Raw genomic sequence first — 22,754 nt, forward strand, 5'->3', positions numbered from 1 at the left:
TCCGAAAGAAGTCTCCCACTTCTAAACGTATGGGTACGAAGCACCAGTGAAAGTGGGAGATGAATTTCGGTCAAGCGATAGCTTGAAGTCGCGAACTTCCGTTTCATTTGGTATACTTCTTGTGTAGACGAAAACCAAGTCTATACTTAGGCGATAACCAAGCCTACTAAGTATTCCTTGGCATTAGCCAAGTAAAAGAAAACCTATGAGGCAGGGACTGCCTTTTGAGCCTACCCATATCCGATTCCTCTGTCTGCATGAATTTTGTGCAAACAAGAATGGAGTTCGTAGGAAGCTCCCACTTCAAAATCCAAAGGATTTAAGTGGTGGGTAGTTCACTTATAAGATAAAGGATGGAAATATATGCGTGTAATCTCCGGTGAGTATGGTGGGAGACCCTTAAAAAGCTTAAAAGGATCGAACACCAGACCAACGACGGATAAAATCAAGGAATCTCTCTTTCATATGATAGGTCCTTATTTCAGTGGAGGAACTGCACTTGATCTTTATTCCGGAAGCGGCTCTCTTGGAATAGAAGCGGTCTCAAGGGGTATGGATAAAGCCTATCTGGTGGATATCAATCAGTCAGCTGTATCTGTGATAAATGAGAACGTAAAAATGACAAGAGAAGAAGATAAATTTACAGTATGGAAAAAGAAAGACAGGCAGGCACTTGCTAGTCTTAAAACAGCAGAAGAAACATTTGACTTAGTGTTTCTGGATCCTCCTTATGCGAAGCAGCAGATAGAAGAGGTTATCGGACTTCTGGTATCGTATGAGCTTCTCAAACCGGACGCACTGATTGTATGTGAAACGGATAAACACGTCCTGATCACTCCTACCAGTCACAGGCTGGCAGTATATAAAGAAAAGACATATGGTACCACTAAACTGACTATATTTGAATGGGTGGAAGAATAAGTGAAAAAAGCAATGTATGTCGGCAGTTTTGATCCTGTGACAAGTGGACATATCAATATTCTTGTACGTGCGTCACGACTGTTTGATGAAGTTGTCGTAGTCGTCAGTGCCAATACAGCGAAAAAATACTGGTTCTCAGTCGATCAGCGTGTTGACATGATCCGAACCGCTCTTGAGGATAACGGAGTCAGACAGGTGAGTGTAATGGCTCACGACGGTCTGACCGTTTCTCTTGCAGAAGAACTGGATATTTCCATATTGATCAGAGGTATCCGGTCAATTAAAGATATGGAATATGAGGTAGATATCGCGACCTTGAATAAGATACAGAATAATAATATCGAGACAGTCTTTCTGATATCCGATGAACAGTATCGGTCGATCAGTTCGACTATGGTCAAGGAAATTGCCTATTACAATGGGAAAATCGATTCACTTGTTCCTTCTAATGTAGCTGGAGCACTTATAGATGCAGTAATTAAAAGGCGGTCCTCTTAAGTGAAAAAAAGAAAAATTATTAAAGGTATAATCTATGCCACTGTTTTCTACTTCTTTTTCTTTGTGCCGATTCCTTATTATATTGAAAGACCGGGTAGTGCCGTTGAAATAAATCCGCTGGTTGAAGTCGAAGGTGTAGTGGAACCTGTCGATGGAAGGTATATGTTGACGACAGTCGAAATGTTTCAGGCAACGCCTTTCACCAGCTTTTTCCAGTTCCTCCCTTTTCACTCCGGTGTCTGGGAGAATCAGTTACTTGGTCAGATAGATGATTATGAAGAATACCGGACTATGCAGAGGTATTTCATGAGCAATTCGATTGATATGGCGAAAGTCGCTGCATTCGAGGAAGCAGGCTTGCCTTATGACATCGATTACCTAGGCGTATATGTAATGAGTGTATCAGACGAGTCTCAGTTTGAAGACGAGCTCTCTCCAGGAGACATTATTCTGGAACTGAACGGTGAGCGCTTTGAAAACACTCAGCAATTCGTTGATAGCGTAAGTGGGAAGGATGCCGGAGATACGGTCTCCCTTCTTATTGAAAGAGATGGCGAAGAACTGACGGTCAATGGTGATCTTGTCGTGCTTGAAAGTACGGGTCAGCCAGGTATTGGAATTACTCTTGTGACCAGGACACAAGTAGAAACTGATCCGACAGTAGTCATCAACTCTGGAAATATAGGTGGCCCCTCAGCAGGTCTGATGTTTGCCTTGGAAGTCTATACACAGATTACAGATTTCCCCTTAAATAACCTGCAGGTAGCTGGAACTGGAACCATCAATGAGTTCGGGGAAGTTGGTCGCATTGGTGGCGTCGATAAAAAAGTCGTAGCTGCTGACAGAGAAGGGGCAGATATCTTCTTTGTACCTGACGATCACGTAGATGAGGAGACGATTGCTCTTATACCGGATTACGTGTCGAATTATTATCTTGCCTTGGAAACAGCTGAAGCAATTGATACAGAGATGGAAATCGTTCCTGTACAACATATCAGCGATGCTATCAGCTATTTGGATCAGCTGGTTGGTGATTAAGGTACAGCTGAACAGCGCTTTAAATTATAGAAAACCGCAAATCTGGGTGTCCTCCCGAGATTTGCGGTTTTTGTATTCTTAGAAAGGCTTTCTTTTAGATGTATTTTAGATAATCTGCGAATAAATACATCAGACAAAACGGTGATAAAGAGATTCTATAATTGAAGAATCTCATCTAGAGGATGGTATTCTCATCAGAAGATATCTTTTGATGATCGAATAGCTGCTTGATTCATTTTAAGACTCACTCAATTCATCCGTTATGTCTGGTCTGATCTGGTTTTAAGACGTTTTTTAGAACCAACTTGTTGCAACTAAAAGCTCGAGTCTGTCGCAAAAGTTGTCTTAGCAGCAACTCCCTATGCCTGCAAACTTATTGCTTCACTCAATCCATTACAAAAAAACGACATTAATTTAGTGAGTTTTAGCTTAAATGGTAAATATGTATAGTATGACCAGAAGGGAGAGTGAAGTGGGTACGTTTGAAAAATTGAAACCATTTATCATTACTGCAGTGGCTGCGGCAGTTATTGCTTTAGTAGGCTACAGACTGCTTATAATAAAGCAAGCTCCGTACGAGCAGCTGCCGTCGAGTGAGGAGCAGACGCTGGATAGCTTGTTGTCAGCAGATGAGCTTCCCAAAGACGAAGGCGGAGACAATATTGTGGATGCAGCCTCACCCAATACCGACAAGGGTCAAGTATCGACTGTATTTGTAGACGTGAAAGGGGCGGTCAACCAACCCGGTGTCTACGAAATGCAGTCTGGACAGCGTGTAGCGGATGCTGTCCAAGTTTCTGGAGGAACAGTGGAGCAGGCGGAGGTGAAAGCAGTCAATTTCGCCCAGCTCCTATATGATGAAATGGTCATTTACATTCCATATGAAGGAGAAGAGGCTGATCTGCCACTCTTTGAGATCAGCCCGTACGGAGAAGAGACAGATAAAGGTAAAATAAACATCAATACCGCGGGAGTAGGAGAACTGTTGGAATTAAATGGCATAGGGCCACAAAAAGCAGAAGCTATTGTTATTTATAGGGAAGAACAAGGTCCATTTGAAAAACCAGAAGACATCGTAAATGTATCGGGAATAGGAGAAAAGACGTTTGAAAAAATCCAGGATCAGATTATCGTACATTGACAGAGAATATTGCTTCACAAGTTCCGCTCTTGTATACTGTATAAATAGGTTAGACACTGAACATATTGAACACATTTGACAAGGAGTGACAAGATGAATGAGAGAATACCATGGGACCAGTACTTTATGTCTCAGAGCATGCTTCTATCCATGAGAAGCACCTGCTCGAGACTTGCAGTGGGTGCCACGATTGTCAGAGACAAACGAGTGATTTCCGGGGGCTACAATGGATCGGTAAGCGGTGATGTTCATTGCATCGATGAAGGCTGTTTTGTCGTCGACGGACATTGTGTGCGAACAGTCCATGCAGAAGCTAATGCGCTGCTTCAATGTGCCAAGTTCGGTGTGAAAACTGAAGGAGCCGATCTCTATGTCACTCATTTTCCTTGTCTGCAATGTACAAAACAGCTTATACAGAGCGGGATTCAAAAAATATATTATCTGAATGATTATCGAAACCATCAGTATGCCGTTGAATTGCTTAAAAAAGCCGGTGTCCTGACGGAAAAAATATCTGTACCGACGGATTTCTTCAAAACAATCGAGCACGTTTACACTGATCCTGTTTAATAATTCCTGACTAGTGATTAGAGGAAGACTGATCATCTTTTCTATTCTGATAGGTTTACTGGTATCGTATATCCTGACGGGGTATACTGTGCTTCTTCTCATACTCATCAGCGCCATGATTAAAACAGTAAGGTCTGCGGACCGTCGTCTGACAGGACTGATTATTTTCAGTCTAGCTGTCGTCACTATCCGTATGCACGCAGCTGACGATCAATTTGATCCGTCGGACTCTATTCCAGAAGACTCCTATCTTGTTGAAGTTAAGCAAACAAGTTGGACCGTAGATGGCGATCGTCTTCGTTTTCAAGGGTTTGCAATGAACGAAAAGGTTAGTCATGAAGTCATGGTGGTACACCGATTATCCAGCGAACAGGAAAAAGAAGAACGCAGAGCACTTATTCCATCTCACTTGTTGATTGAAGGCGAGTTAAACCAGCCAGGTCAGGCAACCAACTTCAATCAGTTTGATTATCGGACCTATCTGAATCGAAAGAATATAACCTATGTTCTGTATACGAATGAGATAGAAGACATTGACCTTGCGCCATCCTTTTTAGAACGGGCCTACAAAACAGATCCGCTTAGACAAGACCTGCTGAATTATTGTGACCGGATCTTTCAGCCGACTACCGGACGCTATATCAAAGCATTGATATTTGCAGACAGGCGGGAACTGGGAGCGGAAGTGACCGAGACCTTCAAGAAGTTAGGAATCATTCATCTTCTTAGTATTTCGGGACTACATGTCTCACTGCTGATTGGTATGATGGACCGAATTATGACTGGTATGACTGTGACCAGAGAGTCGAAGAGGCTGGTCTTTCTTTTCATCCTGCCGGTGTTCTACATATTTGCGGGTTTTGGCATAAGCATATACCGGGCGGCCATGCAGGCATGGATCCGATACCTTTCCGATACTCTCGACTGGCACCTGACATCGCTTGACTGTTGGGGACTCACATTCTGTCTTGCCGTGTTTGTACGGCCAGTGATCATCTTTTCAGTGGGCTTTCAGCTGAGCTTTCTTATGAGCTTCATCCTTCTGTTTCTTTCTGATCAGGCCTTTTTCAGGGATCTGTCGGGAATAAAGCAGATAGTTCTCGTCAACTGTGCACTATTCGCTTTTTCCGTACCAGTTCTCAGCTTTCATTTCTACGAGCTGTCCTGGGGCGTGCTCTTTTTAAACAGTCTGTTCGTACCGTATGTCACCTATCTTCTTATGCCAGCGCTTCTCATTCTTTTCGTTAGCTCACCGCTTCTTGCACTTACTCAATTCGGGCTTATTCTGGATGAACTGGTCAGGTGGGTGATTGTCATTATGGAAAAGGCGAGTCTGATCATTGATCAGGCGATGTCACTGATGGTCGTCACAGGAAGGTTCAGTGGAACCATGATTGTACTATGGATCGTCTTCTGTATTTTAGGACTGCTTCAAGTGGAAAAGAGTAAAAAGTTAATTTCTACCATACCGGTTGCAGCTTTGCTCCTGCTGCTTATAAATGTGAATACCTATTCACCGATCGGCCAGGTTATGATGATCGATGTGGGTCAGGGCGATGCAGTTCTGATTAAAGAACCATTCGGGAGAGGATCTGTTCTGATCGACACTGGAGGCTTACAGGTATGGAATGAAAAGGAAGAGTGGCAGATCAGAAGCAATGACTATACGCTGGGAGAAGAGGTACTGATTCCTGTGATGAAAAGTCTGGGAATCAGAACACTCGATCAGCTGGTGATTACCCATCCGCATTGGGACCATTATGGTGCCATGAGCGAACTTATCCATTCCTTTCCTGTGAAGACGTTGGTGATGAATGACTTTACAAAAAACCACTCAGCCTTTCGACAGTCTCTTTCCCAGATAAAGGAAGGTGCCTTGAACGTTCGAATTATAAAACCCGATGAACCTGTGAAGCTGACAGATCAGCTTCATGTCATTCATGACAACTGGACAGATCAGACGAATGAAAACAACCAGTCTATCGTTCTGCTGGGCAAATATGGAAGACTGGACTGGCTGTTTACGGGAGACATAGAGGAAGTAAGAGAAAAGAATATAATGAAGCACTTCCCTGAACTGAATGTCGATGTACTGAAAGTTGCTCACCATGGTAGTAGGACGTCTACACACGAAGCATTTTTAAAACAGATCGACCCTGACTATGCTCTGATATCTGTTGGGGAGAACAACCGATTCGGTCATCCTAATCGGGAAAAAATCGATCAGCTGAGCGGATATCCGGTCTCTCTGTTTCGAACCGACGAGAATGGGGGCATACGCTATACCTATTCGGACCTCAAGTATCTGGACAATTACCTTCAGAAAAAAGGGGCATTTAACGTAATGACTGATAACGATAGTAAGGAGTCAAATGATGAAAACAGCTTTTAAGCAACTGAAATCCATTTCCAATGATAAGCTCAACAGCTGTTATCTGATTTGGGGAACAGAAGAACTTCTCCTGGATAACGCTGTAAAAGCCTTCAATAAGAGAATGGAAGAAGATAATGAAGACCCGATGAACATCTACCATTTCGATCTGTCCGACACCCCGATACAGGATGTCATTCATGAAGCTGAAAGTTATCCTTTTTTCGGGGGTAATAAGCTGATCATTGTACATGACAGCTATATCTTTACAGGAAAAAAGGTGACACATTCCTTTACTCATGAAATTGAGCAGCTGGAAAGGTATATCAATGATCCTTCTGAGTTTTCAGTTCTGGTTTTTCTAGCACCGTATGATAAGCTGGATAAGCGGAAGAAAATAACCAAACTTGTATTGAAGAAGGCTGAAGTAATTGAAGCCAACCCGGATAAGCAGACGGATGTAAAAGAATATGCGCTGTCTTTTTTCAGTCAGAAAGGATTGTCGATTTCCAGAGAAGGAGTAGATCTTTTAGTTAATCTGACCGATCATAATCTGACTCGAACGATCAGAGAAGCGGAGAAGCTGGCCTTATACCACTCAGGAGAAACGGCAGTATCGATCGATGCGATTCATCAGCTGGTATCCAAGTCACTGGAACAGAATATCTTTGAGCTGAACGAACGCGTACTTAAAAAAGATGTCGGTGGATCGATCCAGCTTTATCAGGATCTGCTGACTCAGAAAGAAGACCCTGTAAAGATTTTAGCTTTGATGATCAGTCAGTTCAGACTGCTCCTGCAGGTGAAGATACTTAAGAACAAGGGATATCAGCAGTCTGATATCGCAACGATACTGAAAGTACACCCTTATCGTATAAAACTGGCTGTACAGAAACAGCAGAAGTTTCCTCAGCCTGTACTGTCTCAAGCGCATCACATGCTTATAACTGCAGACCATGAAATAAAGACTGGAAAGGTCGATCCTGAGCTGCAAATCGAGCTGTTTATTTGGAAATTCTCCAAACTGCAGGAGAAGATATAAGCAATGAATGAAAAAATCATTGAAAAAAGCTTGCAGATATTGTAAAATGAGGAATGTTGAATAAATCAACTGTTAAGGTTGTCATTTATTGCAGGATATGAGCAATAATCTGTAGACCAATTTAATTGAGACGATATAAGGAGTGTTTTACCTATGCCAAACATGATTCAAACTGAAAAAAGACAGAGACAAGACGTTAAGAAGAGACTGAATAACATGAGTCAGGTTACTTCAATGAGAACAGCTAAGAAAAAATTTGTTGCTGCGGTAGACAGCAACGCAGACAACGCTCAGGAGCTTTACAGAAAAGCTGTTAAAGCGATCGATAAAGCTGCTGCAAAAGGTCTTGTTCATCCGAACAAAGCTGCTAGAGACAAGTCCCGTTTAAGCAAAAAATTAGCATAATTGACTGAAAAGTATTCTCTTGAGACGCAAAGTCTTTGAGAATACTTTTTTTATGATAAACTAAGCTTGAATGACTGCTAGAGAGGGGAATTTATTTGGTCGAACAAGCATTTAAACTGAAATCAGTATACCAGCCAGGGGGAGACCAGCCTGAAGCAATAAAGAAATTGGTCAAGGGAATCAAGGAGAACCAGAAAGAGCAAGTTTTACTTGGAGCGACAGGGACTGGGAAGACATTTACCATGTCCAACGTAATTCAGGAAGTGAACAAGCCAACACTTGTCATGGCACATAACAAGACATTGGCCGGTCAACTTTATACGGAGTTTAAGGAATTCTTTCCGGACAATGCTGTCGAATACTTCGTCAGTTATTACGACTACTATCAGCCTGAAGCATACGTGCCGTCTTCCGACACCTTCATTGAAAAGGATGCCAGCATTAATGATGAAATAGATAAGTTGCGACACTCTGCGACAAGTGCTTTGCTTGAGCGAAGAGATGTGATTGTAGTTGCTTCTGTATCCTGTATTTATGGACTGGTCAATCCGAAAGATTACGCGGAACACGTCCTTTCTCTGCGTTCAGGAATGGAAATCAGCAGGGAAACGCTGCTCAGACGCCTAGTCGATATGCAGTTTGAACGAAACGACATTGATTTTCAGCGTGGACGCTTTCGTGTTCGCGGGGATATCATTGAAGTTTTCCTTGCCTCCAGAGAAAGTGAAGCCATTCGTATTGAGATGTTCGGTGATGAGATAGACAGGATTAGAGAAGTTGATGTTCTGACAGGTGAAGTCAAAGCGGATCTGTCTCACGTACCGATCTTCCCTGCCACTCACTTCGTTTCAAATGATGAACAGACTAGGTCGGCTATCGAATCCATTCAGGCAGAACTGAAGGACCGTCTGGAAGAATTGAAAAGAGATAATAAACTGCTCGAAGCACAGCGACTGGAACAGCGGACGAATTATGATATTGAAATGATGATGGAAATGGGCTACTGTTCAGGCATAGAGAACTATTCTAGACACTTGGATGGCCGGAAGCCTGGTCAAGCACCCTATACACTGCTGGACTTCTTCCCTGAAGACTCTCTTTTCATTATTGATGAATCTCATATCACTATGCCTCAGATCAGAGGGATGTACAATGGGGACAGAGCCAGAAAACAGCAGTTGATCGATCATGGTTTCCGCCTGCCGAGCGCACTGGATAACCGCCCGCTGCGCCTGGAAGAGTTTGAAGAACGCGTGCCTCAGATCAACTATATTTCAGCTACGCCGGCTGATTATGAAATGAACCGATCCAGTCAAATCGTCGAGCAGATCATTAGACCAACAGGCCTGCTTGATCCAATCGTTGAAGTCCGTCCGATCAAAGGACAGATTGATGACTTGATCGAAGAAATCAATGATCGAGTCGAGAAAGACGAAAGAGTCTTCATTACGACATTGACCAAGAAAATGTCCGAGGACTTGACCGACTACCTTAAAGAGGTAGGGATAAAAGTCGAATACTTGCATAGTGACGTTAAGACGCTGGAACGGACACAGATCATCCGGGACCTTCGTGTCGGGAAGTTTGACGTTCTGATCGGAATCAACTTGCTTAGAGAAGGTCTGGACGTTCCCGAAGTCTCTATGGTTGCTATTCTGGATGCAGATAAGGAAGGATTCCTGAGAAGTGCCCGTTCACTGATTCAGACTATCGGACGAGCTGCTCGAAATGAAAATGGCCGAGTGATCATGTACGCAGACCGTATAACGGACTCAATGAAGCAGGCAATAGAGGAAACCGAACGTCGTCGCCAGATTCAGGAAGAGTATAATAAGGAACATGGCACCACGCCGAAGACGATCAAAAAAGAAGTAAGAGATCTTATCAGAATCTCTACCGTTGTTGATGATGAAGAAAAAGACTTGTCAGAAGAAGTCGTCAAGCAACTGTCCAGAGAAGAGAGACGACAGCTGATCGAAACAATGGAGCTGGAAATGAAAGAAGCAGCGAAAGAACTAGACTTCGAGAAAGCCGCACAACTACGGGATGTTGTCATGGAATTAAAGACGAAATATTCATAATCTATAAATATCCGGTTGACTTTTTTACAGTAAACCTTTAGAGTTAATTTAAATTAAATAACTGTCCTTTAAAGATAGTCCAGAGAGGCTAAGAAGGAGACGCGTATCTTCATGATGTACCAGAGAGTATGTATGGAGATAATAGTCAGGTAGACTGGTTATGCCAGAACTGCCGGATTATGCCCAACAAAACAGTCAATGGGAAGCACTCTTATCTTAGATGGATAGGAGTGCTTTTTTGTATACTTCAAACGAAGTAAGTGACATGCTTTATCGGCAGATATTTAATAAAAAAGCTGGACATAGAAATATGCTTTTCAGCTGTCTACAGGAGGCAGGTCATGGAAAATAAAACAGTAGTAGAAGTTGTCAACGAAGCGGCAATCAAACGGGCACTGACACGTATTACTTATGAGATTATTGAAAAAAATAAAGGGATCGAGAAACTGGTGCTTGCAGGTATCCGTACGAGAGGAATCATTTTAGCCCAGAGAATTGCAGATCGTATTCTTGAACTGGAAGGCGAATCGGTCGAAGTAATAGAGCTGGACACATCATTGTATCGCGATGACAGAGAAGATGATGCTTCTGCAGCACAGGTATCAGCCGGACATGTTCAGGATGCAGCCGGTAAAAAAGTAGTGATTATTGATGATGTACTGTATACAGGCAGAACTATACGAGCAGCCCTTGATGCTATAATCGATAGAGGAAGACCTGAAAAAATATATCTAGCTGTACTGATAGACAGAGGCAATCGGGAGCTTCCCATAAGGGCAGATTTTGTCGGCAAGAATCTTCCAACTTCCCGTGAAGAGTCCGTTCAGGTTTATTTGAATGAAGCAGATGGAAAAGAACACGTAGATATAATAAAACCGTCATGAACAAAGTGATGTGAGCTTTAACTGAAGCCCCGTGAGGCACAGAAGGTCACAGGATAGACTATGAGTACAAAGGATGCTTGGGGGCTCCGTGAGTTCATTCAGCTAAAATAGCTGAAAGGATCGTAAGCCTGACTTGCAGCTGTTATTGTTTCATAGTTATTCCCGTGAAGACCCGGTGTCCCTGGATACACCGGGTCTTTTAATATCCAGAGAGCCACTGAATATCCGTAAATACAAAGGAGGAAGAAATGGATACGTCAGAAAGAAGACAGGCCAGACACTTTGTTTCATTGAATAATTATAACGAGAATGACATCATGTCATTAATAAAGAAGGCACTTGCCTACAAGCATAACTTATCTGTTCCTAAGTACAAGGGAATGTATGCCGTGAACTGCTTTTTTGAAGAAAGTACGCGCACACACAAAAGCTTTGAGATGGCTGAAAAAAAATTAGGAATGGATGTGCTGGATTTTCAGCCCTCCATGAGTAGTGTCAGGAAAGGTGAAAGTCTCTATGACACGGTTCTTACCTTTCAGTCACTGGGAATCGATCTGATGGTTATCAGACACAGTGATGTTGCTTACTATAACCAGCTGATCGACAGCGAGTCCATTACATGCTCAATCGTCAATGGAGGAGATGGTGCCGGACAGCACCCTAGTCAGTCTTTACTTGATCTTATGACGATTTATGAAGAATTTGGAACATTTAAAGGTGTGAAGGTCGCCATAGCAGGGGATATCCTTCACTCAAGAGTAGCCAGAAGCAATATGCAGATCCTGAAGAAACTTGGAGCCGAACTCTTTTTTTCCGGTCCGGAAGAGTTTCTTGGAACTGAATGTCAGACATATGGCGAGTACAGATCTATTGATGAACTGGCAGATCAAGTCGATGTTGTAATGCTACTTCGGGTTCAGCGTGAAAGACATATACAGCAGCCAAGTCACGAGCTGGATGTCTCATATTTGGCTCAGTATGGGTTGACCAAAGAAAGAGAATCCAGAATGCACAGAAAAGCCATCATCATGCACCCGGCACCAGTTAACCGAGGCATCGAAATTACTGATGAGCTGGTAGAATGTGATCGATCGAGAATAGTCAGACAGATGGAAAATGGAGTATTTGCACGTATGGCAATTATAGATTCGATTTTAAACTAAAAAACAGGGGATGACACGTGTGTCAATTTTAATAAAAAATGCAGAAATAATTGATGGAACAGGACAGACTCGTCAAGTAGATATATACACTGACAAGGGAATCATTCAGAAAATTGGTATGAATCTTGATGATGAAGCTGGACGGATACTGGATGCTGAAGGAAAATTGGTTTCACCTGGACTGATTGATGTACATGTCCATCTTAGAGAACCGGGCTATGAGTACAAAGAAACGATCGAGAGTGGGTCAAAGGCAGCAGCTCGAGGCGGATTTACAACTATCTGTGCTATGCCGAATCTCAGCCCAGTTCCTGATACGCCTGAACGATTCAAGAAAATCATAGAGAGAATAGATGAGAATGCGCAGGTCAAAGTGAAACATTACGCTCCGATAACAAGGGAACTTACAAGCAATGAACTGACTGATCAGAAGGCTATGTTAGAAGAAGGAGCCTTTGCTTTTACAAATGACGGTGTCGGAGTTCAGACAGCTGGAATAATGTATAAAGCAATGCTTGAAGCCGCAGAAAATGGCGCAGCACTAGTGGCTCATACCGAAGATGACAGCCTCCTGTTTAATGGTGTGATGCATGAAGGGAAAAGAAATAAGGAACTGAACCTTCCCGGCATGCTGCAGCTGACTGAGTCAACGCAGATTGCAAGAGATGTCCTGCTGGCTGAAGCCACTGGAGCTCATTACCATGTCTGTCATGTGTCAGCAAAAGAAAGTGTGCGTGTTATTCGAGATGCAAAACGTTCTGGAATCAACGTGACGGCAGAGGTCACACCACACCATTTACTTTTATGTGATGAGGATATCCCTTCTGATACAAGCCAGTATAAAATGAATCCCCCTTTGCGCAGCAGAGAGGACAGAGAGGCTCTGATCGAAGGGCTGATTGATGGGACGATCGACATGATCGCCACAGATCACGCTCCTCATAGCGATGAAGAGAAAAGCGGATCAATGATCGGGTCTCCTTTTGGCATTGTGGGAAGCGAAACAGCTTTTGCTCTGTTATACACTTATCTTGTTAAAAAAGGGAAGCTCAGCTTAGATCAGCTGATTAGTAAGTTGACCACCATCCCTGCAGATATATTTCAAATGGAAACTGGAAGAATCGAAGTTGGGGCACCAGCAGATCTGGCCTGCTTTGATCTGGGTGGGGAAGAACGTATCTCGCGTGAGGATTTCCTCTCAAAATCTTCAAATACCCCATTCTTAGGCTGGAAAGTCAACGGACTGACAGTATTTACAATGGTTGATGGTCAAGTCGTATATGAGGGGGAGAACATATGAAAAAAAGAATGCTCGTACTGGAAGACGGAAATGTCTTTAAAGGATTCGGATTTGGTGCTGACAAAGAAACGATCGGAGAAGTCGTGTTCAACACAGGAATGACCGGTTATCAGGAATCGATCACTGATCAGTCATACAATGGTCAGCTGCTGACTTTTACTTATCCTTTAGTAGGAAATGCAGGCATAAACAGGGATGACTACGAATCCATTTTCCCAACGATAAAAGCTGTGATCGTCAAAGAATTTGCGAGACGACCATCAAACTGGCGAAGCAGAATGAATCTGGATGAATTTTTAACAGAAAAAGATATTCCGGGGCTTACTGGTGTCGATACGAGGCGACTAACGCGAGTGATTCGTGAACACGGTGCTATGAAAGCCATTTTAACGGATTTTACAGAAGAGACTGATGCATTGATCGATCGGCTTAAATCCGTTACTCTTCCGACTGATCAGGTTGCTCAAGTGTCTACTGAACGCCCTTATGTCAGTCCTCAAAATGGACGTCGCGTGATTGTCATCGATTTTGGTCTGAAGCATAGTATCCTGCATGAATTGAATAAAAGAGAATGTCATGTAACGGTTCTGCCGCATGATACAAAAGCAGAAACCATACTTAATCTGAAACCTGACGGGGTGATGCTGACGAACGGCCCAGGGGATCCTAAAGATCTGCCGTATGCTCATGACATGATCAGAGAACTACAGAAACATGTACCGATTTTCGGGATATGTCTTGGTCATCAGCTGATTGCTCTGGCGAATGGTGCAGATACGTTTAAAATGACTTTTGGTCATAGAGGATTTAATCACCCAGTACGTGAGATCGCGACTGGTCGAATCGATTTTACGTCTCAGAACCACGGATATGCGGTATCTGAAGAATCAGTCGATAATAATGAACTGAGAATCACACACATTGAAATCAATGATGGAACAGTTGAAGGCTTGAGACATCGCCGGTATCCGGTGTTCAGCGTACAGTATCATCCGGATGCTGCACCTGGTCCTCATGATGCCGCAGACCTGTTCGACCAGTTTATTGAAGAAATAGATGCATGGAAGGTGGAAGAAACGAATGCCTAAGCGAACAGACATGAAGACGATTGTAGTGATTGGCTCTGGACCAATCATCATCGGGCAGGCTGCAGAATTTGACTATGCCGGGACTCAGGCGTGTCTTGCTCTGAGAGAAGAAGGCTATGAAGTGGTCCTTATCAACTCTAACCCGGCTACGATCATGACGGATAAGGAGATAGCAGATAGAGTGTATATCGAACCTCTGACTGTCGAATTTATTTCAAGAATACTGAGAAAAGAGCGACCGGATGCACTGCTTCCGACCTTGGGTGGACAGATGGGACTGAATATGGCGATTGCGCTCAATGAGACAGGCATACTTGATGAGCTGGGAATCGAGCTGCTGGGTACTCGTCTATCAGCTATTAATAAAGCAGAAGACCGCGATCAGTTTAGAGAACTGATGAGAGAGTTGAATGAACCTGTACCGGACAGCGACATTGTTCATACCACCCAGGAAGCATTGGATTTCGCAGACTCAATCGGTTATCCCGTTATTGTCAGACCGGCATTTACCATGGGTGGAACTGGAGGCGGACTGTGTGACAATGAAAAAGAACTGCACGACATCGTTGGAAATGGACTGAAACTGTCTCCAGTGAACCAGTGTCTGATCGAGCGCAGTATTGCCGGATATAAAGAGATTGAATACGAGGTCATGAGAGATTCTGATGACAATGCGATGGTCGTGTGTAATATGGAAAATATCGATCCCGTCGGCATTCATACGGGAGATTCGATCGTGATTGCGCCTAGTCAGACCCTGACCGACAAGGAATATCAGCTGCTGAGAGATGCCTCCCTTAAAATCATTAGAGCATTGGGTATTGAAGGGGGATGTAACGTCCAGCTGGCTCTTGACCCGAACAGTTTTGATTACTTCGTAATTGAAGTCAATCCAAGAGTAAGCCGATCCTCTGCTCTGGCCAGTAAAGCTACAGGTTATCCTATTGCTAAACTTGCAGCTAAAATCGCTGTAGGATTGACTTTAGATGAAATGAAAAACCCTGTCACTGAAACGACATATGCCCAGTTCGAACCAGCTCTGGATTATGTAGTTGCTAAGATCCCGAGATGGCCTTTCGATAAATTTGAAACAGGGGACCGCACACTGACTACTCAAATGAAAGCGACAGGTGAAGTTATGTCGATTGGTCGGACTATTGAAGAAAGTTTATTGAAGGCTGTCCGGTCACTTGAAATAGGGGTCAGCCATATACAGCTGGCTGAGCTGGATCATCTTGACGATGACCAGCTGATCAACAAGACAGTCAAAGCTCAGGATGACCGTCTGTTTTATCTTGTTGAAGCCATTAGAAGAGGGTATCCAGTGGAAGAACTCGCGTCACTGACAAAAATCGACTTATTCTTCCTCGACAAACTGCTTCATATCGTCGAAATCGAACAGCGGCTGACAGAAGGTCGGTGGGATCTTGATCTGCTTGCCTATGCTAAATCCTATGGCTTTTCTGACTGGAAAATAGCTGAACTATGGAATGCGACCGAAGATGAAATCAGTCAGTTCAGAGTCATGCATGAGCTTCTGCCGGTGTACAAGACGGTCGATACGTGTGCTGCTGAATTCGAATCATCCACGCCCTATTTCTACAGTACTTATGAAGAGGAGCAGGAGAGCTTGGTTACAGATAAACAGTCAGTGCTTGTCTTGGGTTCCGGTCCGATCCGCATAGGGCAGGGGGTTGAATTCGATTATGCGACCGTCCATTCAGTTAAAGCCATTCAGGAAGCTGGGTATGAGGCGATCATAATGAACAACAATCCGGAAACTGTGTCTACAGACTTTTCCATTTCGGATAAGCTGTACTTTGAACCTTTGACAGTTGAAGATGTCATGAATGTTATCCAGCTGGAAAATCCAGTAGGAGTGATTGTTCAGTTTGGTGGACAGACGGCTATCAATCTGGCTGAACCTTTACAAAAACGTGGGGTTAAAATTCTTGGGACTACTGTTGAAGATCTGGATCGAGCAGAGAACAGAGATGAATTTGAGAAAGCCCTGAAGAGTCTGAGTATTCTTCAGCCTGAGGGAGGAACCGCTGTTACGGAAGAACAAGCGCTGACTATAGCCTCTTCTATAGGCTATCCGGTTCTTGTCCGTCCGAGTTATGTACTTGGAGGCAGAGGAATGCAGATTGTAGATAATGCTACTGATCTGTCAAAATACATGAATGATGCTGTACGTATATCTTCAGAACATCCCGTACTTATCGACCGCTACCTGATAGGCGAAGAAGTAGAAGTGGATGCCATCTGTGATGGAGAACAGGTGCTGATTCCAGGAATCATGGAGCATGTAGAACGCTCGGGCGTCCACTCTGGAGATTCCATGGCTGTTTATCCACCACAGCGCCTTTCTCAGAACGTGATCGATACGATTATCGATTACACCGAAAGATTGAGTCTGGGTCTGAACTGTGTGGGGCTCATGAATATTCAGTTTGTTATTCACGAAGAGACGGTATACGTTATTGAAGTTAACCCGCGAGCTAGTCGTACTTTACCATTTCTAAGCAAGGTTACCGGCATTGCAATGGCTCAAGTTGCAACCAAAGCCATACTAGGTCAATCAATTCTGGATCAGGGCTATACACCGGGTCTCCATACACTTTCTTCAATGGTCCATGTAAAAGCACCAGTGTTCAGTTTTTCTAAACTGAACAAAGTGGATGCCACGCTGGGACCAGAAATGAAATCGACTGGAGAAGTCATGGGGAGCGACAGCACATTGGAGAAAGCATTGTACAAAGCCTTTGAGGCAAGTGATATGAGACTTCCGGAACACGGAACCGTCTTATTCACTGTATCTGATGAAGATAAAAATGAAGCTGCTGATTTAGCGGCCAGACTGGTCAGTATCGGCTATTCCATTACCGCTACGCAAGGGACGGCCCATGCTTTCGGTCAAAGAGGAATACCGGCTGAGTATATTGAAAAAACTGGTAATCCTGAAGACCAGTCATATGATATTCTTGATCTGATTATGAGTGGACAAGTCAATCTGGTGGTTAATACTATGGGCAAAAACATCGATGCTGTACAAGACGGTCTGTCAATCAGAAAAAGCTCAATTGAAAAAGGGATTCCACTGATGACATCACTTGATACTGTTTCAGCCATCATCAGTGTTCTTGAATCGCGTACATTCACAACTTCAGCACTTTAAAATACTATTAAATGGAGGAGCAATATGACACGACTATCTGTTTCACTACCCGGATTAAATTTAAAAAATCCAGTTATGCCTGCAAGTGGGACGTTCGGATTTGGTGATATGTACCATGATTTGTATGACTACGATCGTCTTGGAGCAATTGTGTTGAAATCTACCACCCGTCAGGCAAGAATAGGCAATGAAGATCCGAAATTTCATCCTTTGAAGCATAGCGCACTCAATGCAGTAGGTTTAAAAAATCCTGGTGTAGAAAAGGTTGTCAGCGAAAAACTGCCACGATTACGTGGATTCAAGACCCCGGTCATCGGAAGTGTAGCAGGAGAGACGGAACAGGAATTTGTAGAAGTAGCAGATATTTTAAGCGGATCCGGTGTGCTGAGCGCTCTGGAGCTGAATTTATCCTGTCCTAATGTAAAAGAAGGAGGACTGACTTTTGGAGTCGATCCATCCGCTGTCAGACGCATAACCGAAAAAGTCAAGCAGGTGACTTCACTTCCAGTGTACGTCAAACTGACGCCTAATGTGACGGATATTGTGACTATCGCCAAGGCGGCTGAAGAAGGAGGAGCAGATGGTCTGAGCCTCATCAATACAGTTTTAGGGATGAATTTTGACACTAAAACTAGAAAGCCGGTCCTGGGGAATGTAATGGGTGGGCTGTCAGGTGAGAGCATCTTTCCAGTCGCTGTTAGAATGGTCTATCAGGTATCACATGAGGTGTCAGTTCCGATTATCGGAATGGGTGGAATCCGAAGCGCAGATGATGTCATTCAAATGTTTCTGGCGGGAGCTTCGGCTGTCGCTGTAGGGACAGCAACTTATCATAACCCGGTGGTCATGAATGAAATTATTGATGCTCTTCCTGGCCGAATGGCTGATCTGGGTATCGAGTCGATCGAAGACTTGATCAGGGAAGTGAAGGAGGGACGCCGGCTTGGATAGTGAACCGATCATTGCACTGGATTATGCTAATGTAGAAGATACTGAAGCGTTTTTAAATCGATTCGATTCTGATACATTAAATGTTAAAATAGGTATGGAACTGTTTTATCAGCAGGGACCAGAGATCGTCTATCTGGTCAAGAACAGAGGGCATAGTGTCTTTCTTGATATCAAGCTTCATGATATTCCAACAACAGTGAGAAAAGCGATGTCCGGCATTGCCGGTCTTGGAGTGGACATGATAAATGTTCATGCAGCAGGTGGAAGCCAGATGATCGAGGCAGCGATTGAAGGACTTGAAAAAGGAACAGCCGCTGGCCATAAACGCCCGCTCTTACTGGCAGTCACTCAGCTGACATCGACTTCGGAACAGTCTATGCAGGCAGAACAAGGGACAAGCTTTACAATGAAAGAGAGTGTACGACATTATGCGGAGCTGGCCTTTAAATCAGGAGCCAATGGCGTGGTCTGTTCTGCTCAGGAAGCTGAACTGATCAGAGGGGCAACGGATGACAGTTTTCTTAGAGTGACGCCAGGTATACGTCTTGATTACTCGTCCAAAGATGATCAGGTAAGAATTGCTACACCTTCAGAAGCGAGGGAAATGGGATCCACTCATATTGTAGTCGGACGTCCGATCACTCAAGCTGCTGATCCAGCAGAAATCTACAGCACGATTCAAAGCGAATGGAAAGGATAGAGAGAATGAAAACAGAACATCACACCATACCTGAAGAATTGTTAAGAATAAAAGCTGTCACAGTATCACCAAAAGAGCCATTTACATGGTCAAGCGGACTCAAAAGTCCTATTTACTGCGATAATCGTCTGACTATGAGCTATCCTGAAGTAAGAGAGAAGATTATCAGTGCATTCGTCAATATCATTCAGACTTATTACCCTGAAGTGGAAGTGATTGCTGGTACTTCTACAGCAGGAATTCCCCATGCTGCATGGATTGCAGACAGACTCAAACTGCCGATGGTCTATATCCGTAGTGAAGCGAAAAAGCATGGAACCGGAAAGCAGATCGAAGGGACCTTCCAGCCTCATGCTAAGATCGTAGTGATCGAAGACTTGATCTCTACTGGACAGAGTGTCATCGATGCCGTCAATGCAGCAAAAAGTGAAGGTGCTGATGTACTGGGGGTGGCTGCTATATTTACCTATGAGCTCGACTTGGGGACCAGCGCCTTTCATGACTTGAATATAGACTACCGCACTATAACAGATTATTCTTCTCTGATCGAGACTGCATTAAGGAACGGGCTTGTGGATCAGGAAGAGATGTCGCGTCTTGAAAACTGGAAAAAGAGTCCGGAAAGTTGGCTTTGATGCTTGATTTTCACCTGTAAATCCTGTAGTATTTGTATAGTGTTGACAGCGTCGACACACTGACCTTTACTTGGTTTGTCGTTTCACCAGCGCTTACTCAGTAAATGGAGTCATAAACAGGAAAGAGGTGGAAAACATGGCAGTTTCAAAAGAACAGAAACAACAGATCATTACTGATTACGCTCGTCACGAAGGAGATACTGGTTCTCCGGAAGTACAGATCGCAGTTTTGACTGCTGAAATCAACGAGTTGAATGAACACGCAAAGACACACAAGAAAGATTTTCATTCAATGCGCGGACTAATGAAAAAAATTGGTCACCGTCGTAACCTTCTTGCTTATCTACGTAACAAAGACATTACCCGTTACCGTGAATTGATCAAGAGACTTGGTTTACGTCGTTAATTTTGTCCTGTCACATCACGCTGATCTTCATGCTTATGCATAAAGAATGAGCGGGACTACAGACAAATTAATCTTACTAGTTGAAGCGGGATTCTTAGGAATCTCGCTTTATTTACTATAACAAACACTCAGAGGCTTAATTGTCTACTATGCAAATGTGAGCAGATGAAAATGAATCTGATCTGCTGACCTTTGTCTAGTAGGTTAGGCTGCCTGAACAAAGGAGAATATCATGTCAAACAAACAAGTGTTCAAGACAACTATCGGCGGCAGAGAACTGACCGCAGAAATCGGACAAATGGCAAAGCAGGCTAACGGGGCAGTTCTTGTCCGTTACGAAGATACTGTTGTTCTATCCACTGCTGTCGGCAGCAAGAAGCCAAGTAGTATGCCGTTCTTTCCGCTTATGGTTGTATATGAAGAAAAAATGTACTCAGTAGGTAAGATTCCAGGAGGCTTCATCAAACGTGAGGGCCGTCCTTCAGAGAATGCAACATTAACAGCGCGTCTGATCGACCGTCCCCTTCGTCCAATGTTTGCTGACGGATTTAGAAACGATGTTCAAATCTTCAATACAGTTATGTCCGTAAATCCTGATAATTCTCCGGAAATGTCAGCCATGTTCGGATCATCCCTTGCTCTATGCATTTCTGACATTCCATTCAACGGACCAATCGCTGGAGTTACTGTCGGACGAGTAGACGGCAAATTCATCATCAACCCGACTGAAGAGGAAACTGAAAAATCAGATATCGAACTGATCGTAGCTGGTACCAAAGATGCTATCAACATGGTAGAAAGTGGAGCGGATCAAGTTGCTGAAGAAGATATGCTTGAAGCCCTTCTGTTCGGACACGATGCAATCAAAGAGCTCGTTGCTTTCCAGGAAGAAATCGTTGCTGCAGTCGGACAGGAAAAAATGGATGTCACTCTACTCCTTCCTGATGAAGAACTTAAACAGGAAATTATCAGCAAGTATAACGATCAGATGAAAGAAGCGATCCAGACTTTCGATAAACAGGAACGTTCTGAGAAGACTGGTGCTTTGAAAGACCAGATCATCGAAGTCTACGAAGAAGAGTACCGTGATTCGCCAGATCTTGATTCTATTGTAAAAGATGTCAAGACAATCGTCGACGGGATGGAAAAAGACGAAGTCCGTCGTCTGATTACAGAAGAGAATACCAGACCTGACGGCCGTAAAGTAGACGAGATTCGTCCACTTGAATCCGAAGCAGGCATTCTGCCTCGCGTTCACGGATCAGGGTTATTTACACGTGGCCAGACTCAGGCATTGTCAGTTGCTACGCTTGGACCATTGAACGAACATCAGATCATTGACGGATTGAGCAGTGAAGACAGCAAGCGATTCATTCACCACTATAATTTCCCTCCATATTCTGTTGGAGAGACGGGGCCTGTCAGAGGACCAGGTCGACGTGAGATCGGTCACGGGGCTTTGGGTGAACGTGCACTGTCATATATCATTCCTAATGAGGAAGACTTTCCGTACACCATTCGTTTAGTAGCGGAAGTACTTGAATCAAATGGATCATCTTCTCAGGCAAGTATTTCTGCCGGAACACTCGCGCTGATGGATGCCGGTGTGCCTATTAAAGCACCAGTCGGCGGTATTGCCATGGGCTTAGTTATGGACGGAGAAAACTATACAGTACTGACAGATATTCAGGGACTTGAAGATCACCTTGGCGATATGGACTTTAAAGTTGCCGGTACAAGAAAAGGGATCACCGCTTTGCAGATGGATATCAAGATCGAAGGAATTACGAAAGAGATTCTTGAAGAAGCACTTGTACAGGCTAAGAAAGCTCGTCTTGAGATCATTGATAACATCGAAGAAGAAATTCCAGAACCTCGCAAAGAACTGAGCAAGTACGCGCCTAAGATCGAATCAATCAAGATCAAGCCTGATCAGATAAAAGTCGTTATCGGTAAAGGCGGCGAAACGATCAACAGCATTATTGATGAAACGAATGTTAAAATCGATATTGATGAAGAGGGTAATGTTTCTATTTACGGTCAGGATGCAGAAGGCATCAAGCGAGCGATCGAACTTATCGAAGAGCTGACTGAAGAAGTGGAAATCGGCAAGGTTTATACTGGAACGATCAAGCGAATCGAGAAATTCGGTGCATTTGTGGAAATCATCAAGGGTACAGATGGTCTGGTTCATGTATCGGAACTGTCTGATAAGTACATTAAGGATGTTGCCAAAGAATTTTCTGTCGGCGATGTGCTTGATGTCAAAGTGACGGAAATCGATGACAGAGGCCGTGTCAACTTGTCACGAAAAGCTGTACTGAATGGGAACAGCGACGAAGCCTGATTGGACTCAGCTTCCATTATTTAAAAGTATAAAAA

General features: G+C 43.7%; 19 protein-coding genes. All 19 read left to right on the top strand.

The features are described from left to right. The first annotated feature begins 363 nt into the window (after window positions 1–363). The 19 genes from rsmD (at window position 364) to pnp (ending at window position 22,719) form a co-directional block, all read left to right on the top strand. Window positions 364–921 carry a 16S rRNA (guanine(966)-N(2))-methyltransferase RsmD gene (rsmD, locus tag BLR76_RS02240; RefSeq protein ID WP_091264927.1) on the top strand — a complete coding sequence of 186 codons (558 nt, stop codon included), beginning with the start codon at window positions 364–366 and terminating at the stop codon, window positions 919–921. Further along, a complete protein-coding gene (gene coaD / locus BLR76_RS02245) occupies window positions 922–1,419 on the top strand; it encodes a pantetheine-phosphate adenylyltransferase (protein WP_091264930.1) in 498 nt (165 codons plus the stop codon). Then, window positions 1,420–2,457: a SepM family pheromone-processing serine protease gene (locus BLR76_RS02250; protein ID WP_091264931.1), complete on the top strand. Its 1,038-nt coding sequence runs from the start codon at window positions 1,420–1,422 to the stop codon at window positions 2,455–2,457. A gap of 472 nt (window positions 2,458–2,929) precedes the next feature. Beyond that, a complete protein-coding gene (locus BLR76_RS02255; protein ID WP_176759579.1) occupies window positions 2,930–3,598 on the top strand; it encodes a helix-hairpin-helix domain-containing protein in 669 nt (222 codons plus the stop codon). A 93-nt stretch (window positions 3,599–3,691) separates the two neighbouring features. Beyond that, window positions 3,692–4,168 carry a ComE operon protein 2 gene (locus BLR76_RS02260; RefSeq protein WP_091264936.1) on the top strand — a complete coding sequence of 159 codons (477 nt, stop codon included), beginning with the start codon at window positions 3,692–3,694 and terminating at the stop codon, window positions 4,166–4,168. Window positions 4,169–4,181: 13 nt separating this feature from the next. Then, window positions 4,182–6,560, top strand: coding sequence for a DNA internalization-related competence protein ComEC/Rec2 (locus BLR76_RS02265; protein ID WP_091264938.1), 2,379 nt, complete (start codon window positions 4,182–4,184; stop codon window positions 6,558–6,560). Then, a complete protein-coding gene (holA, locus tag BLR76_RS02270) occupies window positions 6,544–7,581 on the top strand; it encodes a DNA polymerase III subunit delta (protein WP_176759580.1) in 1,038 nt (345 codons plus the stop codon). The genes BLR76_RS02265 and holA overlap by 17 nt, the downstream gene beginning before the upstream one ends. Window positions 7,582–7,734: 153 nt before the next feature. Beyond that, a complete protein-coding gene (gene rpsT / locus BLR76_RS02275; RefSeq protein ID WP_091264941.1) occupies window positions 7,735–7,986 on the top strand; it encodes a 30S ribosomal protein S20 in 252 nt (83 codons plus the stop codon). Between the two features lie 95 nt (window positions 7,987–8,081). Further along, window positions 8,082–10,067, top strand: coding sequence for an excinuclease ABC subunit UvrB (gene uvrB, locus BLR76_RS02280; protein ID WP_091264944.1), 1,986 nt, complete (start codon window positions 8,082–8,084; stop codon window positions 10,065–10,067). A 341-nt stretch (window positions 10,068–10,408) separates the two neighbouring features. Beyond that, window positions 10,409–10,951, top strand: coding sequence for a bifunctional pyr operon transcriptional regulator/uracil phosphoribosyltransferase PyrR (gene pyrR, locus BLR76_RS02285; protein ID WP_091264945.1), 543 nt, complete (start codon window positions 10,409–10,411; stop codon window positions 10,949–10,951). 248 nt (window positions 10,952–11,199) lie between these two features. Continuing rightward, window positions 11,200–12,114 (top strand): aspartate carbamoyltransferase catalytic subunit, encoded by a 915-nt coding sequence (locus BLR76_RS02290; RefSeq protein ID WP_091264948.1) that lies wholly within the window; start codon window positions 11,200–11,202, stop codon window positions 12,112–12,114. A gap of 19 nt (window positions 12,115–12,133) precedes the next feature. Next, window positions 12,134–13,414, top strand: a complete 1,281-nt coding sequence (locus BLR76_RS02295) for a dihydroorotase (RefSeq protein ID WP_245683002.1) — start codon at window positions 12,134–12,136, stop codon at window positions 13,412–13,414. Further along, a complete protein-coding gene (locus tag BLR76_RS02300; protein WP_091264951.1) occupies window positions 13,411–14,502 on the top strand; it encodes a carbamoyl phosphate synthase small subunit in 1,092 nt (363 codons plus the stop codon). The genes BLR76_RS02295 and BLR76_RS02300 overlap by 4 nt, the downstream gene beginning before the upstream one ends. After that, a complete protein-coding gene (gene carB, locus BLR76_RS02305) occupies window positions 14,495–17,680 on the top strand; it encodes a carbamoyl-phosphate synthase large subunit (protein WP_091264954.1) in 3,186 nt (1,061 codons plus the stop codon). The genes BLR76_RS02300 and carB overlap by 8 nt, the downstream gene beginning before the upstream one ends. Window positions 17,681–17,704: 24 nt before the next feature. Beyond that, the gene (locus tag BLR76_RS02310) at window positions 17,705–18,631 is read left to right on the top strand and encodes a dihydroorotate dehydrogenase (RefSeq protein ID WP_091264956.1); all 927 of its coding nucleotides are present in this window, start codon (window positions 17,705–17,707) and stop codon (window positions 18,629–18,631) included. Further along, a complete protein-coding gene (pyrF, locus tag BLR76_RS02315) occupies window positions 18,624–19,331 on the top strand; it encodes an orotidine-5'-phosphate decarboxylase (RefSeq protein WP_091264962.1) in 708 nt (235 codons plus the stop codon). The genes BLR76_RS02310 and pyrF overlap by 8 nt, the downstream gene beginning before the upstream one ends. A gap of 5 nt (window positions 19,332–19,336) precedes the next feature. Then, window positions 19,337–19,966: an orotate phosphoribosyltransferase gene (pyrE, locus tag BLR76_RS02320; RefSeq protein WP_091264964.1), complete on the top strand. Its 630-nt coding sequence runs from the start codon at window positions 19,337–19,339 to the stop codon at window positions 19,964–19,966. 136 nt (window positions 19,967–20,102) lie between these two features. Further along, a complete protein-coding gene (gene rpsO / locus BLR76_RS02325) occupies window positions 20,103–20,372 on the top strand; it encodes a 30S ribosomal protein S15 (protein WP_091264966.1) in 270 nt (89 codons plus the stop codon). A 232-nt stretch (window positions 20,373–20,604) separates the two neighbouring features. Beyond that, complete coding sequence (gene pnp / locus BLR76_RS02330) at window positions 20,605–22,719, top strand: polyribonucleotide nucleotidyltransferase (RefSeq protein ID WP_091264969.1); 2,115 nt, start codon at window positions 20,605–20,607, stop codon at window positions 22,717–22,719. The last annotated feature ends 35 nt before the right edge of the window (window positions 22,720–22,754 follow it).

It is taken from the genome of Alkalibacterium thalassium (assembly GCF_900101165.1).
Classification (GTDB): domain Bacteria; phylum Bacillota; class Bacilli; order Lactobacillales; family Carnobacteriaceae_A; genus Alkalibacterium; species Alkalibacterium indicireducens.